The organism is Pseudocitrobacter sp. 2023LY-00077, assembly GCF_055796175.1.
Genome location: NZ_JBSPEI010000011.1, coordinates 175130 through 189886 on the forward strand (window position 1 = coordinate 175130; position 14757 = coordinate 189886).

The 14757-nt window shown below is 50.9% G+C and carries 16 protein-coding genes, 2 tRNA genes and 1 pseudogene; 9 read left to right on the forward strand and 10 right to left on the reverse strand.

Annotated elements, in window-relative coordinates; translation table 11 throughout:
• Positions 1–71: 71 nt before the first annotated feature.
• Positions 72–1223 carry a glucans biosynthesis protein MdoC gene (gene mdoC / locus ACWWFX_RS15775; protein WP_473224213.1) on the forward strand — a complete coding sequence of 384 codons (1152 nt, stop codon included), beginning with the start codon at positions 72–74 and terminating at the stop codon, positions 1221–1223.
• A gap of 45 nt (positions 1224–1268) precedes the next feature.
• Here the strand turns inward: mdoC and ymdB are convergent, their stop codons facing one another.
• From ymdB to csgC, 3 genes are all read right to left on the reverse strand, one after another.
• Positions 1269–1811: an O-acetyl-ADP-ribose deacetylase gene (gene ymdB / locus ACWWFX_RS15780; RefSeq protein WP_015964899.1), complete on the reverse strand. Its 543-nt coding sequence runs from the start codon at positions 1809–1811 to the stop codon at positions 1269–1271.
• Positions 1812–1906: 95 nt separating this feature from the next.
• Positions 1907–2281 (reverse strand): fimbrial protein, encoded by a 375-nt coding sequence (locus ACWWFX_RS15785; RefSeq protein ID WP_456145332.1) that lies wholly within the window; start codon positions 2279–2281, stop codon positions 1907–1909.
• 197 nt (positions 2282–2478) lie between these two features.
• Positions 2479–2811 (reverse strand): curli assembly chaperone CsgC, encoded by a 333-nt coding sequence (csgC, locus tag ACWWFX_RS15790; RefSeq protein ID WP_473224214.1) that lies wholly within the window; start codon positions 2809–2811, stop codon positions 2479–2481.
• A gap of 512 nt (positions 2812–3323) precedes the next feature.
• Between csgC and csgD the strand changes: the two genes are divergently transcribed.
• The 3 genes and pseudogenes from csgD to ACWWFX_RS15805 all read left to right on the forward strand — a co-directional run.
• Positions 3324–3974 carry a biofilm master transcriptional regulator CsgD gene (gene csgD, locus ACWWFX_RS15795; RefSeq protein WP_473224215.1) on the forward strand — a complete coding sequence of 217 codons (651 nt, stop codon included), beginning with the start codon at positions 3324–3326 and terminating at the stop codon, positions 3972–3974.
• A gap of 5 nt (positions 3975–3979) precedes the next feature.
• On the forward strand, positions 3980–4360 hold the full coding sequence (locus tag ACWWFX_RS15800) for a CsgE family curli-type amyloid fiber assembly protein (protein ID WP_015964903.1): 381 nt from the start codon (positions 3980–3982) through the stop codon (positions 4358–4360).
• 164 nt (positions 4361–4524) lie between these two features.
• A pseudogene (locus ACWWFX_RS15805) lies at positions 4525–5343 on the forward strand (CsgG/HfaB family protein); the annotation flags it as partial.
• Between the two features lie 250 nt (positions 5344–5593).
• Here ACWWFX_RS15805 and ACWWFX_RS15810 read toward each other — a convergent pair.
• Both ACWWFX_RS15810 and ACWWFX_RS15815 read right to left on the reverse strand, forming a co-directional pair.
• The gene (locus ACWWFX_RS15810) at positions 5594–6859 is read right to left on the reverse strand and encodes a hypothetical protein (RefSeq protein WP_456145329.1); all 1266 of its coding nucleotides are present in this window, start codon (positions 6857–6859) and stop codon (positions 5594–5596) included.
• Between the two features lie 41 nt (positions 6860–6900).
• Entirely contained in the window at positions 6901–7398 is a 498-nt protein-coding gene (locus tag ACWWFX_RS15815; RefSeq protein ID WP_276220241.1) for a hypothetical protein, read from the reverse strand.
• A gap of 383 nt (positions 7399–7781) precedes the next feature.
• Here ACWWFX_RS15815 and ACWWFX_RS15820 point away from each other — a divergent pair, with 383 nt between their 5' ends.
• Complete coding sequence (locus tag ACWWFX_RS15820; RefSeq protein WP_276220242.1) at positions 7782–8186, forward strand: curli assembly protein CsgF; 405 nt, start codon at positions 7782–7784, stop codon at positions 8184–8186.
• Positions 8187–8222: 36 nt separating this feature from the next.
• On the opposite strand, the gene ACWWFX_RS15825 is transcribed toward ACWWFX_RS15820, so the two are convergent.
• The 4 genes from ACWWFX_RS15825 to ghrA form a co-directional block, all read right to left on the reverse strand.
• On the reverse strand, positions 8223–8702 hold the full coding sequence (locus tag ACWWFX_RS15825; protein WP_276220243.1) for a DUF1097 domain-containing protein: 480 nt from the start codon (positions 8700–8702) through the stop codon (positions 8223–8225).
• A 96-nt stretch (positions 8703–8798) separates the two neighbouring features.
• Positions 8799–9353, reverse strand: a complete 555-nt coding sequence (locus ACWWFX_RS15830) for a TorD/DmsD family molecular chaperone (protein WP_276220244.1) — start codon at positions 9351–9353, stop codon at positions 8799–8801.
• 20 nt (positions 9354–9373) lie between these two features.
• Positions 9374–10111: a PHP domain-containing protein gene (locus tag ACWWFX_RS15835; RefSeq protein WP_473224216.1), complete on the reverse strand. Its 738-nt coding sequence runs from the start codon at positions 10109–10111 to the stop codon at positions 9374–9376.
• A gap of 93 nt (positions 10112–10204) precedes the next feature.
• Entirely contained in the window at positions 10205–11143 is a 939-nt protein-coding gene (gene ghrA, locus ACWWFX_RS15840; RefSeq protein ID WP_276220246.1) for a glyoxylate/hydroxypyruvate reductase GhrA, read from the reverse strand.
• Positions 11144–11410: 267 nt separating this feature from the next.
• Here ghrA and ACWWFX_RS15845 point away from each other — a divergent pair.
• Positions 11411–11498, forward strand: a tRNA-Ser gene (locus tag ACWWFX_RS15845).
• Between the two features lie 119 nt (positions 11499–11617).
• Here the strand turns inward: ACWWFX_RS15845 and ACWWFX_RS15850 are convergent.
• Entirely contained in the window at positions 11618–12520 is a 903-nt protein-coding gene (locus ACWWFX_RS15850) for a LysR family transcriptional regulator (protein ID WP_473224217.1), read from the reverse strand.
• Between the two features lie 114 nt (positions 12521–12634).
• Between ACWWFX_RS15850 and ACWWFX_RS15855 the strand changes: the two genes are divergently transcribed.
• From ACWWFX_RS15855 to ACWWFX_RS15865, 3 genes are all read left to right on the forward strand, one after another.
• Positions 12635–13495 (forward strand): pirin family protein, encoded by an 861-nt coding sequence (locus ACWWFX_RS15855; RefSeq protein ID WP_473224218.1) that lies wholly within the window; start codon positions 12635–12637, stop codon positions 13493–13495.
• Between the two features lie 18 nt (positions 13496–13513).
• Positions 13514–14191 (forward strand): isochorismatase family protein, encoded by a 678-nt coding sequence (locus ACWWFX_RS15860; RefSeq protein WP_473224219.1) that lies wholly within the window; start codon positions 13514–13516, stop codon positions 14189–14191.
• Between the two features lie 148 nt (positions 14192–14339).
• Positions 14340–14427, forward strand: a tRNA-Ser gene (locus ACWWFX_RS15865).
• Positions 14428–14757 lie beyond the last annotated feature (330 nt).

Genomic DNA, 14757 nt, shown 5'->3' on the forward strand with positions numbered 1-14757 from the left:
AGGGTTGCGTCGAATGTAAACGTTATCGCCGCGTGCGATAAGACGAATAGTCTGAGAATTTAGCTAACTCTATGAATAATGTACCTGCACAGCGCGAGTATTTCCTCGATTCCATCCGCGCATGGCTGATGCTCCTGGGTATCCCTTTTCACATTTCTCTGATTTACTCCAGCCACACCTGGCATGTTAACAGCGTTGAACCCTCATGGTGGCTCACGCTATTTAATGATTTTATTCATGCCTTCCGCATGCAGGTGTTTTTTGTCATCTCCGGCTACTTCTCCTACATGCTGTTTTTGCGTTATCCGCTGAAGAAATGGTGGAAAGTGCGCGTAGAGCGCGTCGGGATCCCCATGTTGACCGCGATCCCTCTGCTGACGCTGCCGCAGTTTTTGATGCTGCAACACGTCAAAGGCAAGACGGAAAGCTGGCACACGCTGTCGCTCTATGACAAATATAATACGCTGGCATGGGAACTGGTGTCACATCTGTGGTTTTTATTGGTTCTTGTGGTGTTGACCACACTTGGCATCTGGGCATTCAAGGTCATTAAACGCCGTCAGACGCCAGGGTGTTTAGATAACCTGACCATGGGAAAACTGACGGTCTGGTTCCTGCTGTTGGGCGTGCTGTACGCCGCAATCCGACGCACGCTGTTTATCGTTTACCCGCCCATTCTCAGCGACGGCCTGTTTAACTTTGCGGTGATGCAAACGCTGTTCTATATCCCCTTCTTCGTGCTGGGCGCGCTGGCATTTATTCACCCACGCGTGAAAGAGCTGTTTACCACCACCTCCTGGCCGTGCGTGATTGCCGCCATTGCTGGTTTCATCGCCTATCGTCTGAATCAACAATACGGCTCCGGCGATGCGTGGATGTATGAAACCGAGTCGGTGATCACCATGGTGCTGGGTCTGTGGATGGTTAATGTTGTGTTCTCGCTGGGCCACCGCCTGCTGAATTTCCAGTCTGCGCGCGTGACCTATTTCGTTAACGCCTCACTGTTTATCTACCTGGTGCACCATCCGCTAACGCTGTTTTATGGCGCGTGGATCACGCCGAATATTAGCTCCAATATCGTGGGCTTTGTTACCGGGCTGGTCTTTGTGATTGGGTGCGCGCTGGTGCTGTACGAGATCCACCTGCGTATTCCGCTACTGCGTTTCCTGTTCTCAGGAAAACCGCAGCAGAAGGTTGAAAAAGCGCAGCCTTCACGCGGCTAACGCCCAAACAAAAACGCCTGATACGTTGCGGTATCAGGCGTTTTTTTATGCGTCGACGTCGTCGCCCTGTTGGCTTAATAACCGTTTATACAGCCGGGCGTTCTCTTCGTCATAACAAACAAACCAGACTTTCTCCGGCGTGCGGTGAAACGTCAGAAAACGCTCAACCGTATGAAAAGCGATTTCTGCGGCGGCGGGTTTCGGGTAGCCGTACACGCCTGTCGAGATTGCCGGAAACGCAACGCTCTGATAGCCGTTATCCAGCGCTAGCTGCAAGCTGTTACGATAGGCCTGCTCCAGCAGCGAGGCTTCATGCGCATCGCCGCCTTTCCATACTGGCCCGACAGTATGGATAACCGCCTTCGCCTTCAGATTACCCGCGTGGGTAATCACAGCATGACCCGGCGGGCATGTCCCTTGTTGCTGACGCACGACCGCACAGGCTTCTTCTAACGCCGGGCCTGCGGCACGGTGAATGGCACCATCAACGCCGCCACCACCCATCAGAGATGGGTTTGCCGCATTGACGATCACATCCACGTCAAGTTGGGTGATATCTCCCTGCAACACCTGAATACGTGCTGTCATGCTGACCTCCTGCCGACCACAAACCTGTTATCCGTTTAGACAATAGAGGTGGTGAGCTTACTGACAAATAATAGAAACCCTCTGCGGGGTTGCCATTATTGATACTGCACGCTTATCACAGCAAGCGTTTTCTGTTTATTCAGCCACTGCATATCCAGCGTGGCATCCTTCAGATGTTGTGTTTCTCCGTGCGAAAGCGACGTAACAGGAATCGTATTTTGATGATGATTACCGTCGCGGTAACAAGAAACTTTAACATTGCGCATCGAGGGGTCCACCGTGCATCCCCCTTCAACAATTTGCCCGCGAAAGTGAATAACGCCTCCCTGGCCTAATCGCTCGGACCCCGCCAGCGCATCGAAACAGACGGCGGGAGTAAAACAGAGTATCAACAACGCATTACCGAAAAATGCTTTCATGTAAGCCTCTTCACAAAGCCTCATCCCTGATTGTTGATTACGATGGGTCATCTGTGCATCTTTTCAGGCTAGCAGCACATGAGATGTTTTGGAGGAATCAGCAATCAGCGAATGAAATTAAATGTTGTGTTGTTCAATACGTCATTTATTTTCAGAGAGTTAAATGACCCGCTATTGGCAATTCAAACCGCGATTACCAACAGAGAAGCTATCGGCAGTGGGGGAAGATACTTTAGACAGAGAGGCATTCAGGTTTTTTGTGGGTCAAGGGTCCAGGTTTCTGTGAGATCGATATTGCGGCCATCAGACACGCGCACGGTCACCACCACGTTGTCGCCCGGCGCAGGCGTCAGTATCAGCGTGGCCAGCGCCTGCGGTCTGCGCGCATGAATCACCAGCACACTTTTTTGCCGGCTTCGACTGGTGCCCGATGCGCCCAGTCGTTCGGTTTCCATGCTGACTTCGCACTGGCACTCTACGGGCAGCGTCACCATCGGGATCACGGTAACCTGATCGCCTTCTTTCTTCGACTCAAAGCTCAACGTTCCAATGACCATTGCAGCAAGAATGAGACCAGGCATCTTATGATTAACCTCTCTGTAGTGTGTCAGCGACCAGACCGAGCCAACATAACGCGCTCATAACCTCCATCGCCATGAGTTCAATAAGAATTGTCCTAAGCTATTATTGTCACAGGTGAAAATCCTCAAATATATTATTTATAATACCATTAAATTGCTTAATAAAATTAATAAAAATCTATCTCAACCGTGCAGATAATGTAACTAATGCTTTTTTATTATTTTTGATAAATTCATTAGATATCAATAAAGTAAAAATTAATTCTGTTTTTAAACTTTGACATTCATCATACGAAACTGAGTTTAGAAAAAAACATAACTCAAATTTACATTTTGTTACACTATATAAACTTGTTTAATTAATTTGCCCTACCTAAATTTTAGATTAATTCATATTTCGTAGTCCATTGGCATTGCCGCGCTTCCTGCGGCCGCCTGAGCGTGCGTGTTGTTACTGTTTAACCTTATATTTCAACTATATAAAAATGGCATATATCTCTCTGGAGTGAACCATGAGAACGAATAAGAATCCGTCTGAGCCCAGATTTTTGTTTCTGATAACAAAGCCGTCGTTGCAATCAACGCTTTTGTTACAGGCACTTAAGAAGCGTTTCTACAATGAAGTGACACTTAAACATTGCGATGTCATCGACAGTTCAACGATTGAGGATGGCGATCTGCTTTTATTCGACATGATGTCCCTTGAAGAACAGACTTCGCGGCAGTGGTGCCAGGATCTGCAAAACTGCCAGAAAAAGTTTAAAACACTGCTTTTTAATATTCCGCCACATTATCATCACCGCGACATTGTCGAATGGCCGATGATTAACGGCATATTCCATACAGAAACCGGCGAAGAAAATTTAATAGAAGGTATCAGAACCGTATGCCGGGGTGAGAAATTTTTTCCTAAGTCGATTAATGACTATCTTACACAGCAGCTAAATTTGTCCCATCCGCAGTGGAATGAAACCGTTGACCTGACACATCGCGAAAAACAGATCCTGAGCAAACTTCGACAAGGCGCCTCCAACATCGAAATTGCTCATCTGCTGTTCATCAGCGAGAACACAGTCAAAACGCATATCTACAATCTCTTTAAAAAGCTCTCGGTGAAGAACCGAACTCAGGCCGTGTTTTGGGCGAACAAATACCTACGGTGACTATCATGAAAACCGTTCCTGTATTGGCGACAGTTCTGCTTTTACATCTTGCGCCAGCCCCGGCGGCAGAACTTGAAGTTCCAGGGTTGATTGTCACTCGTGCTGTTACCTCGGTGGGACAAAAGTTCTGCCGAGATTTTAGCGAGCACTGGACAGATAATAAAATTAACCTGATTATTATTGAACGCCCCAGCGCACGCTGGGGCAGTATTATGACCATTCGCTATAATCAAGATATTGTCTTCCAGACAATAGTTTCACCTGTCATGCGAAATTATGATGCGGTGATTACACAAGCCGTCGCATCAGTACAGGAAGAAATACAAAAAAGGATTATAAATCAAGCGTTATTGCAAACTGGAGACCTTTCCTCCGACGAATACTAATCTGAAATATATTATATAGAAATAGTCCTTTTGTGCTGTTGTAATTTACAACCCGGAAAATAGTCGTAGCGCAATTAATTATTATTAATTGTGCTCACGGCTTCTTGCGTAAATATTTCACAGAGGGGTATTTAAATGTCACCATTCAGAGAGGCAAGAACAAGATGCGTATCGTTACTCTGGCAGTTGTAGCTGGACTCTTGTCTGGGTGCATTACAACACCGCCACAAGAAGCCGCCAAACCTACATTACTTCCGCGTGATGCGACCTATAAAGATCTGGTTTCGCTCCCTCAGCCGCGCGGAAAAATATATGTTGCTGTCTATAATATCCAGGATGAGACGGGCCAGTTCCAGCCTTATCCGGCCAGTAACTTTTCAACATCGGTACCACAAAGCGCCACGGCAATGTTGGTTTCCTCTCTGAAAGACTCTCGCTGGTTTGTTCCTCTGGAGCGTCAGGGGTTGAATAACCTGCTTAATGAACGAAAAATTATTCGTGCGGCGCAGCAAAATGGTACCGTCGGTGATAATAACGCCAGCCCGCTTCCTTCACTCTATTCAGCAAACGTGATTGTTGAAGGGTCGATTATTGGCTATGCCAGCAACGTGAAAACCGGTGGCTTCGGCGCGCGCTATTTTGGTATTGGCGGCAGCACCCAGTATCAATTAGATCAGGTGGCCGTTAACTTGCGTATTGTGAATGTCCATACTGGCGAAGTGCTCTCCTCGGTGAATACCAGCAAAACGATTCTCTCTTATGAAATTCAGGCAGGCGTCTTCCGCTTTATTGATTACCAGCGTCTGTAAGAAGGCGAAGCGGGCTTTACCACCAACGAGCCGGTGATGACCTGCCTGATGTCGGCCATTGAAGAAGGCGTCATCCACCTGATTAACGATGGAATCAACAAGAAACTGTGGGCGCTGAGTAATGCCGCGGACATCAACTCCGAAGTGCTGACCCGCTACCGTAAAGAGGCGGTAGAAGGCTTGCTGATGCCCGACGAGCTGACCCAATCACCGCCGCCGCAGACGGTTCGCCCGAACGTGCCAGCGCAGGCTCCACAGCAGAATCTCGCCCCACCGCAGGCACCGTTGCCGAAAGCCGCGAGCGAAAGCAGCTCCTGATAGCGTATCTTGCCGGCTGTCTGCTCTGCACAGCCGGTTTTTGTTCCTTTATTCCGCGCACAGAAAAGCCGCCACAAACGTGGCGGCTCATCAGGCAAAACATCACTTAGTGTTGATTCACAATTGCTGTGTTGCCAGACCCGGTCTGTTTCACATATGCCGTGGTTGAAATGCCTGCGACGGTTTGATTGATGTTCACACTGCTGCCATTGGCGCTGGTTTGCAGCACTTTAGCGGCTGCCACCAGGGTGCCGTAGCCGCCACCGTGTTTATCATCATCGAACGATTTATCCCAGCTGCTGCCGCCACTCTGATTAATGACAACATCGCTGTCTTTGGTGCCGCTGGTCTGATCGACATCCACCAGACCATTATTGACGTTGGTGGTCGCAGTGACAGTGTTACGACTGGTCCCGCCGCTTTGATCGATAGTCGCGATACCATTACTGCTGTTTTGTTCAAGCGTAATGGTGTTGCTGCTACCATTCTGGTTAACCGTAGCATCGTTTTTGAAGCCAAGCTGAGTCACATCCAGCACGTTGCCTCCGCTGCTGTGACCACTACCGCCTTTACGATCGTTTTTACCGTCGTAGAAGCCGCCGCCGGTTTGCGTCAGGTCTGCGGTGTTGTAGTTGCCTTTCTGTTTCAGTGTCAGGTCGTTGAAGCTACCTGACTGATTCACGGTTGCGCCGTTGCCCTGGCCATTCTGGCTAATATAGGCTTCGTTATAGTTACCGGAAAGGTTCGCGGTCAGGTCATTTTTACCTTTCTGGTAAATCACCGCCTTGTTATGCGTACCTGATTGGCCAGGGCTGTAGATGTGGTTATCACTCTGATCCTGGTTAATCACCATTTGGTTATCAGAACCACTTTGGGTGAAGGTATTACCGGAAGAGCCGCCTTTCGAATCGAGTAGACCGGTACCGATGGTGTTGTTTTTACCCCCGCTTTGGCGGATATACAACAGGCTGTTTTTGGCGGTTTGCAGGGTGCTCAGGGAGTTATTTCCCCCTTCCTGATAAATCAGCGTTGAGGAGCCTTTTGCCCCATCCTGCTCGACGTTGGCCAGATTATTGCCGCTGCCATAACCCGAGCCGCCTTTATCATCCCAACCGCCATGACCGCCGTGGCCACCATGGCCACTGCCGCTTGAGCCGCCCTGGTAGATGGCGACGTGTTCACTGTTGTTACCCGCATTCGGCCCGAAGCCTGGTAATTCGCTGCCGTGTGCGGCAACCGCGTCGTTAGCAAGCCCAGCGGTTGTGGTGAGTTCGGAATTACCACCGTCGGTTACCGCAGGTCCGGTATATTGCGCGAAGGCACTTCCAGAAATAACTAATGATGCGATTGCTGTCAATTTCCAGAGATTCATAGTAGTACCTATTATGTAGTTAACGTAACGGGTTAAATGAACTACCTCGTATAGCCATGGGTGACTTTTACGGTGATAGTTTTACCTACTCCAGTTTGACTTACCTTAATACCTGCCAGGTTATTTCCAACCTGAACAATTTTCGCATAATTCGAATAACCGTCCTGAGAAATAGCCGCTGCGTTCCCAGAACCTTTTTGTATTATTTCAGCATCATTACCCCAACCCGCCTGACTAATAATAGCAAGATCATTATTGCCATAAAGTTGTGTAATATCAGCCGTATGCCCTCCACCTTGTTGTTGAATAATTGCGTTGGTATTTCTACCTGTATGATATTGATCAATATCAGCCCGGAGCCCATCACCATTCTGTTTGATCCATGCGTTGGTCGCATTGCGAGGTAAGTTCAATTTATCTGGTAACGCGTAATCTTCAGCAGACAGGGAGGACAAATCAGGATGTTCATTTGAATTAGAATGCGCATAAACACCCATAGGAGTGAATGTCAGTAGTGCTGCGAGGACATAGCCTCTCATAGAATACCTCCGGTCGATGTAATTAAACTATTGATTACCCCCTTGTAAAAAACGAATATGTTACTGCATCCCGGCACGTTGCCAAGCATATACAAAATTTCACATATGGTAATAAGATTATTCCCCTGCGGATATTTCGTACTCATACAAAAACAGGATTTGTCCGTTTCCGTCAGAAAAAAGTGCTATTTTTCTGACAAGGTATTATGCCGCAAATAAAGAATCAGATTGATTTTTCTCACTAATATTATTTTGTGCTTTGCTTATTCAGAGCGTTTACATTAGATACCGTGGAAATCTTTGTATGGGGAACTATGATAAAAGCGTCGTGATACCACGCGTTCTCAAAAAACAATATCGCAGTATTTGATTGAGGGCACACCATGTTAAAACGTCATAAAGTGCTGTTGGGTCTGGCAGGCATTATGCTGGCGAACGTCTGTATCGCGGGGCAGCTTGTCTATACCCCGGTTAACCCAAATTTTGGTGGTAACCCATTAAATGGCTCCACGCTGCTTTCCGAAGCACAGGCGCAAAACGGCTACTCAGCGCCGAACTCCGATGATTCGTTTGATCAAACCTCTGCACTCAGCGCCTTTACATCATCAATCCAGTCTCAGTTGCTGGGGAGCTTGATGGGTAACGTCAGTCAGGGGAAACCCGGTAAGCTGGTGACGGAAGATTTTATCGTTAACGTGACCAATACAGATGGTCAGCTGGTGATGAATATTACCGATAGAAAAACCAATCAAACCTCGCAAATTGAAATTAGCGGCATGAGCAACTAAAAAACAAAACCGGCGACACAAGGTCGCCGGTTTTTATTATTCTACTGCGCGTTGTGTTGAGGCAGAAGTTCGCCGATTTGCCAGCCATAGCCCACTGTTTTTCATCGCGAAACCAAAAACCAGCCCAACGGCCAGTGAAGGTACCACCAGGCGCCAGTCGCCCTGCCCGGCAAACGTTGCGCAGGCCCCGATAAACGTTCCGGGAACAAACGACAGCAACAGCTGTTTTGCCTGAATACACATCAGAAACGCCACCACGCCCGTCATCAGATAGCCAACGATTTCCAGATGCGGCGCCATTGCGCTGCCGTAAATAATCACCTGCGCCCACAGCACGCCGCTCATCGTGGTGCATGCGGAGATAAGCAGGCCCTTCAGCCCACCTTGTGGGCAGGCAAAATAGGCGGTACAGCCGAGGAAACCGGCCCAGCTTAATAATCCCAACGACACCGCTACCCAGCCCCAAACGCCGGAGAGAATGCCTGTGGTGATTGCAATAGAGAGAAGTATGTTCATGGCGGGCATTTTAGCAGATGCCCGCCGAGTTATTGAGATCGTGAACACGTTTTACGCAATGCAATTACATCCATTGCATCATAAACGTGATTTAAATCACTCTTCTTCCTCTTCCTGCAGCTCGTCCCACATGGCGCTAATCGCTTCGCGGGTCAGGAGCGCCAGAGTACGCCAGAACGTGGTCGCGGCATGGGCTTCTACTTTGCCAAGGAAAGTGCCGACCCATGGAAGAAGATACGTTTCGAACAGCGTCTCGAGCGCCTCGTTTTCATCCTCTGCCGAATTATCTTCCAGCCAGGAAGCCGCCAGCAGTAACGTCCCAATATGGTCGGCTGGATTTTCACCCAGCGGCATGCCGCGCGAAGTCAGAAACGCGCGCACGTCGGTTTCTGCCGCACCGTCAACCCATGCGCTACGGTATGGGGAAACCCGGCACTCTTCGCCCACAAACAGGGCATTATAATCTGCGGCAATTTGCTGAATATCACAGCTCTTTTGCAGACGGGTCAGCAGTTCATCCTGCTCCAGCGGCCAGTTCGCCGCCAGCTTCCCTTCGCGGATCAGGGTGAACAGCGGTACCAGCAGCGGGTCCTGCGGCTGACGGTAGTACAGCGAGCCCAGCGCCCGGCAGAGAATTGAAAACTCGTTCATTAATTAATCCATCTCATTCATTAAAATTCGGCAAATTCAGGAACCGGAGCTTTGCCGCGTGACTCCAGGAAATTCAGGAAACGACGTGGGGTAACATTAAGAATACGATCTTCGGGGAAATTGACGGCATCGAGGATCTTCCGACACTCGGTAAATTCGCCCAGGGTAAATGCCGTGTGGGAGTCTGAGCCCAACGCCAGCCAGCCGCCGGCATCGCGAACCGCTGCGGCGATGGCGCGACAGTTACCTTCGCTACCCACACGCGAGGTCAGGAACGATGAGTTATTGATCTCCAGCGCTACCTGATATTTAGCTGCTGCCTCGGCTACGGCCTGGATATCCACCGGGAATTTCGGGTTCCCCGGGTGGCTAATCATATGCACATTACCGCTGGCCATCGAGGCAATCATCGCTTGGGTGTGCGTGGCTTGATCCTGCGGTGGGAAAACCGGCTCGTGGAAGCCCGCAATAATGAAATCGAGCGAGGTCAGCATGGGCCCGGTACAGTCGATTTCACCCTGAGTATTTTTGATGTTTGCTTCGATACCGCGCAGGATCCCCACGCCATCAACGATACGCGGCCAGATACGCATATTAATAAAGTGCCAGGCGTGCGGTGCGTCGGCCATATCCGGGCCGTGATCGGTGATAGCAAAGAGTTTGATGCCTTTACGTTTCGCTTCGGCAATATAGTCATGCAGCGTGCTATAAGCATGCGTGCTGGCAACAGTGTGCATATGCAGGTCAACGGGATACATCACATTCTCCTCTATCGTGTTAGCGCCAAGAATAGCAGGAAACCTGGCCTTTTATTAGCGAAAACCCGGCAGAAGCCGGGTTTGTGGAGGTGATTAATAGCCGCGCTGGCGGTCGACCTGGCCACTCACGTGGTCGCCGCGCTCCAGCCCCGTAATTGTACGGGCGATATAGGCAATGGCCTCCTGCGGGCGGGTGACCGCTGCGATGTGCGGGGTCATCACCACGCGCGGATGCTGCCACAACGGGCTTTCCTGCGGCAGCGGCTCACGGCTGAAGACATCGAGCATCGCGCCCTTCAGCTTATGGTTGTTGAGCGCCTGCAACAGGTCATCCTCCACGACGTGCACGCCGCGCGCCAGATTCAACAGATAGCTCTTATCCTGCAACTGATTCAACAGGTCGAGATTAATAATGCCAACGGTTTCCGCCGTATTCGGCAACAGGTTGATTAAAACGCGCGTTTCACGCAGGAAATCGCCCAGTTCTTCGGTTCCGGCAAAACTTTGCACACCGGGCAACGTTTTGCGGCTACGGCTCCAGCAGCGTACCGGGAAGCCCCACGCCAGCAGACTTTCAGCCACTTTACCGCCCAGCACACCTGCGCCCATGATACCAATAGTGAAATCTTCGCGATGATAGTCGGCCAGCGGCTGCCACTCAGATTTCTGCTGCTGCGCCTGATAATCATCAAAGCGGCGGAACCAGTGCAGCACCTGACTTACGGCATATTCCTGCATTTGCAGCCCCATGCCGGTGTCTTCGAGGCGAAACAGCGGAATCGACTCCGGCAGCATTTCCGGGTTCGCTTTTAACTTACTGAGAATGGAATCTACGCCAGCCCCCAGCGCAAACACGGCTTTTAAATCGCGGCCCTGCAACATTTCTACCGGTGGATGCCAGACCAGCGCATAGTCGGCATGCTGATTGTCGCCCTTTTTCCACTCGCGAACGTTCGCGCCCGGCAGTTGCTTGCTCAGTTGGGCAATCCAGTACGGGGTATCAAAGGTCGGATGGTAAAAGATGATCTCCATAACTACTCCTGACATAAAGCGCCATCGTATTTTTATCTCTTCGGCGCGGTATTGATTGATTTTTTTAGCGGATCCTCAGCATAGCAAAATTATCTTATCAGTCCCGTAAAAAGCATTGTGGTGGCAAAAAAGGCGATTTATGACTGATTTAAAAGCAAGTTGCTTGAAGTTTGTCTAAACGAACCTTTTTTTAAAAAAGTTTATTGACGCAAGCAGCGGATTTCCCTAAATTAGCGCCCGTTCCAGCAGCAACGGAACAAACAATATGGTGAGGTGTCCGAGTGGCTGAAGGAGCACGCCTGGAAAGTGTGTATACGGCAACGTATCCGGGGTTCGAATCCCCGCCTCACCGCCATATTTTAAGAAGAGCTCGTACGAAAGTACGGGCTTTTTTTTTCGCATGTTGCACCGCCAGGCGGGGTGAGAAGCCCGGACCGGGGTTCGACAACTGGCGCAGCGGGTCACCCCCCCCTTTTATTCCTCCTCCATCTTCTGGTACTCCTCAGCCAGATAATCGACCAATGCTCTGACCGAAGGCAGTAATCCACGCCTGGATGCAAACACCGCATGGATCACCTCGCGACGCGGTTGCCACTCATCAAGTACTGACACAAGCTCCCCTGACGCCAGCTGCTCCCTCACCATCAATAGAGGTAATTGCACAATGCCTACCCCCGCTATCGCGGCTTCACGCAGCGCCAGCATGTCGCTTGTTATCATGCGCGGTGTAAACCAGACTTCAGCACGCGCGCCCTCCGGTCCACTCAATTCCCAGCGATGCTGTTTACCCGCGCCAGGGCTTAAGCCAGGCCAACTGCTCAACGAAGCGGGTGCCAGCGGCTTGCCCATACGCGCAACCAACTCGGGGCTCGCGACCAGTCGATGGCCACGATCCGCCAGCACGCGCATCACCAGATCGCTATCTTCAAAGGGCCGAGGACGTACGCGTATCGCGATATCTATCCCTTCCGCCACGACATCTACACGTCTGTTGGTCGCCTCGAGCTGCACATTGACGCCCGGATAACGCACCATAAAACGCGCCAGCATCGGACCAACGTGCACATGCAGTAATGTGACAGGGCATACGATCCGTACCGTACCGCGCGGTTCTGATTGTAATGTCGCCACCGCGTCCTGCGCCGCCTCCGCCTCTACCAGCATGGCTTTGCAGTGCTGATAGAACGTCTGCCCAACGTCTGTCACCGTAAAGTGCCGGGTGGTGCGATGGATTAACCTCACCCCAAGCCGCGCCTCCAGCTGCGCAATGCGCCGACTCAGTTTCGACTTCGGCTGATCGAGCGCCCTACCGGCCGCTGCAAATCCTCCGTGATCCACCACCTGCACAAACCATGCGAAATCATTGAGATCCTGCATATCTACCTCATCGTTCCATTTTCAGAACAGTGTAGCGCTATTTTGCCATCTACCGGGATATTAACGCCGAAAGTAAGCTTAATGACATCAGAAACAGAGATGCAGGAGATAACGATGAAAAAGATTACAGGCGTGTATACCGCCCCCGCCCCGCACTGGGTGGGCAATGGCTTCCCGGTACGTTCACTGTTTTCGTACCAGAGCCACGGTGAGCAGTTGAGCCCCTTCCTGCTCCTCGACTATGCCGGGCCCTTCACTTTTCCGGCAGGAAGCGAGAAGCGCGGTGTCGGGGAACATCCGCATCGTGGATTTGAAACCGTCACGCTGGTGTACGACGGCGAAGTGGAACATCGCGATTCAACAGGTAAAGGTGGCGTGATTGGCCCAGGTGATGTCCAGTGGATGACAGCAGGCGCGGGAATTTTGCACGAAGAGTTTCATTCTCAAGCCTTTAGCCAAACCGGCGGTGAACTCAAGATGATTCAGCTATGGGTCAACCTGCCGGCAAAAGACAAGATGGCGACGCCAGGCTACCAAAGCATCCGTGCAGAGGATATTCCGCACATCGCATTACCCGATGGCGGTGGCACTCTGCGCATCATTGCAGGCCACTATCACGACATCAACGGGCCGGCGCACACCTTCTCGCCGCTGAATGTGTGGGATATGCAGTTAAAACGCGGGCATGACGTTGAATTTAAGCAGCCCAATGGCTGGAGCACCGCGCTGGTCGTGCTAAAAGGCGAAGTAACCCTTAACGGAGAGAAATCTGCGCTGGAGGGCCAGTTAGTGGTTTTCGACCAGCAGGGTGAAGAGATACATCTTCAGGCACAAGCGGATTCCAGCGTTCTCCTGCTGGCAGGTGAGCCCCTGAACGAGCCGATTATTGGGTACGGGCCATTTGTGATGAATAACAAGGCGCAAATCGCCGAAGCGATTCGCGATTTTAATTCAGGCCGCTTCGGCCAGATTTAACAACACGAGGTAAATAACATGTCTATTCCCGCTAATTTTAACAATACCCGTCCGGTTATTGATGTTAATGATGCCGTAATGCTACTGATTGATCATCAAAGCGGCCTGTTCCAGACCGTGGCCGACATGCCTATGCCGGAATTGCGTGCCCGTGCGGCTGCGCTGGCAAAAATGGCGACGCTGGCAAAACTACCGGTCATCACCACGGCATCTGTTCCACAGGGGCCAAACGGTCCTTTGATCCCGGAGATTCACCAGAATGCTCCACATGCACAGTACGTTTCGCGTCGGGGGGAGATTAATGCTTGGGATAACCCGGAGTTTGTCGCAGCGGTCAAAGCGACGGGGCGTAATACCTTAATTATCGCCGGAACGATCACCAGTGTATGCATGGCTTTCCCGGCCATTGCGGCTGTCGCTGAAGGATACAAAGTTTTTGCCGTGATCGACGCATCGGGTACTTACAGTAAAATGGCACAAGAGATTACCCTCGCACGGGTGGTTCAGGCAGGTGTTGTGCCAATGGATACCGCAGCGGTCGCTGCGGAATTGCAAGGCACATGGAATCGCCAGGACGCAGCAGAGTGGGCAGACGTTTATACCAACATCTTCCCTGCCTATCAGTTATTGATTGAAAGCTATGGTAAAGCGCAGGACGTCGTGAAAAATAACGAATTGCTTGATTCACAACGTTGATTTACCTCCCCGTTCGCATCCGGACGGGGAATATGTTCAATGCTTAACCGAACGAGAGATAATTAAGAAATTATGCTTGACCGTTTTAGGGCAACTCCCTATAGTAGCGCCCCGTTGCCACCCAAGCAGTTCGGCAGCAAAACAATATGGTGAGGTGTCCGAGTGGCTGAAGGAGCACGCCTGGAAAGTGTGTATACGGCAACGTATCCGGGGTTCGAATCCCCGCCTCACCGCCATATTCGAGAAAGAGCTCGTACGAAAGTACGAGCTCTTTTTTCGCCTGTTGCACAGCCAGGCGGGGTGAGAAGCCCGGACCGGGGTTCGACAACTGGCGCAGCCAGTTGGACAGACCGTGAACGTAGTGAACGGGCTGCCCGCAGGGCGAGCGCAGCGAGTCAATCCCCGCCTCACCGCCATATTCGAGAAAGAGCTCGTACGAAAGTACGGGCTTTTTTTTCGCCTGTTGTTCAGGTGTCGCCTGCTCCCCTCACCCCGGCCCTCTCCCCAAAGGGGCGAGGGAGAAAACCAGCGCCGAACTTAACAGCGAGCACATTCGATCCCCTCGC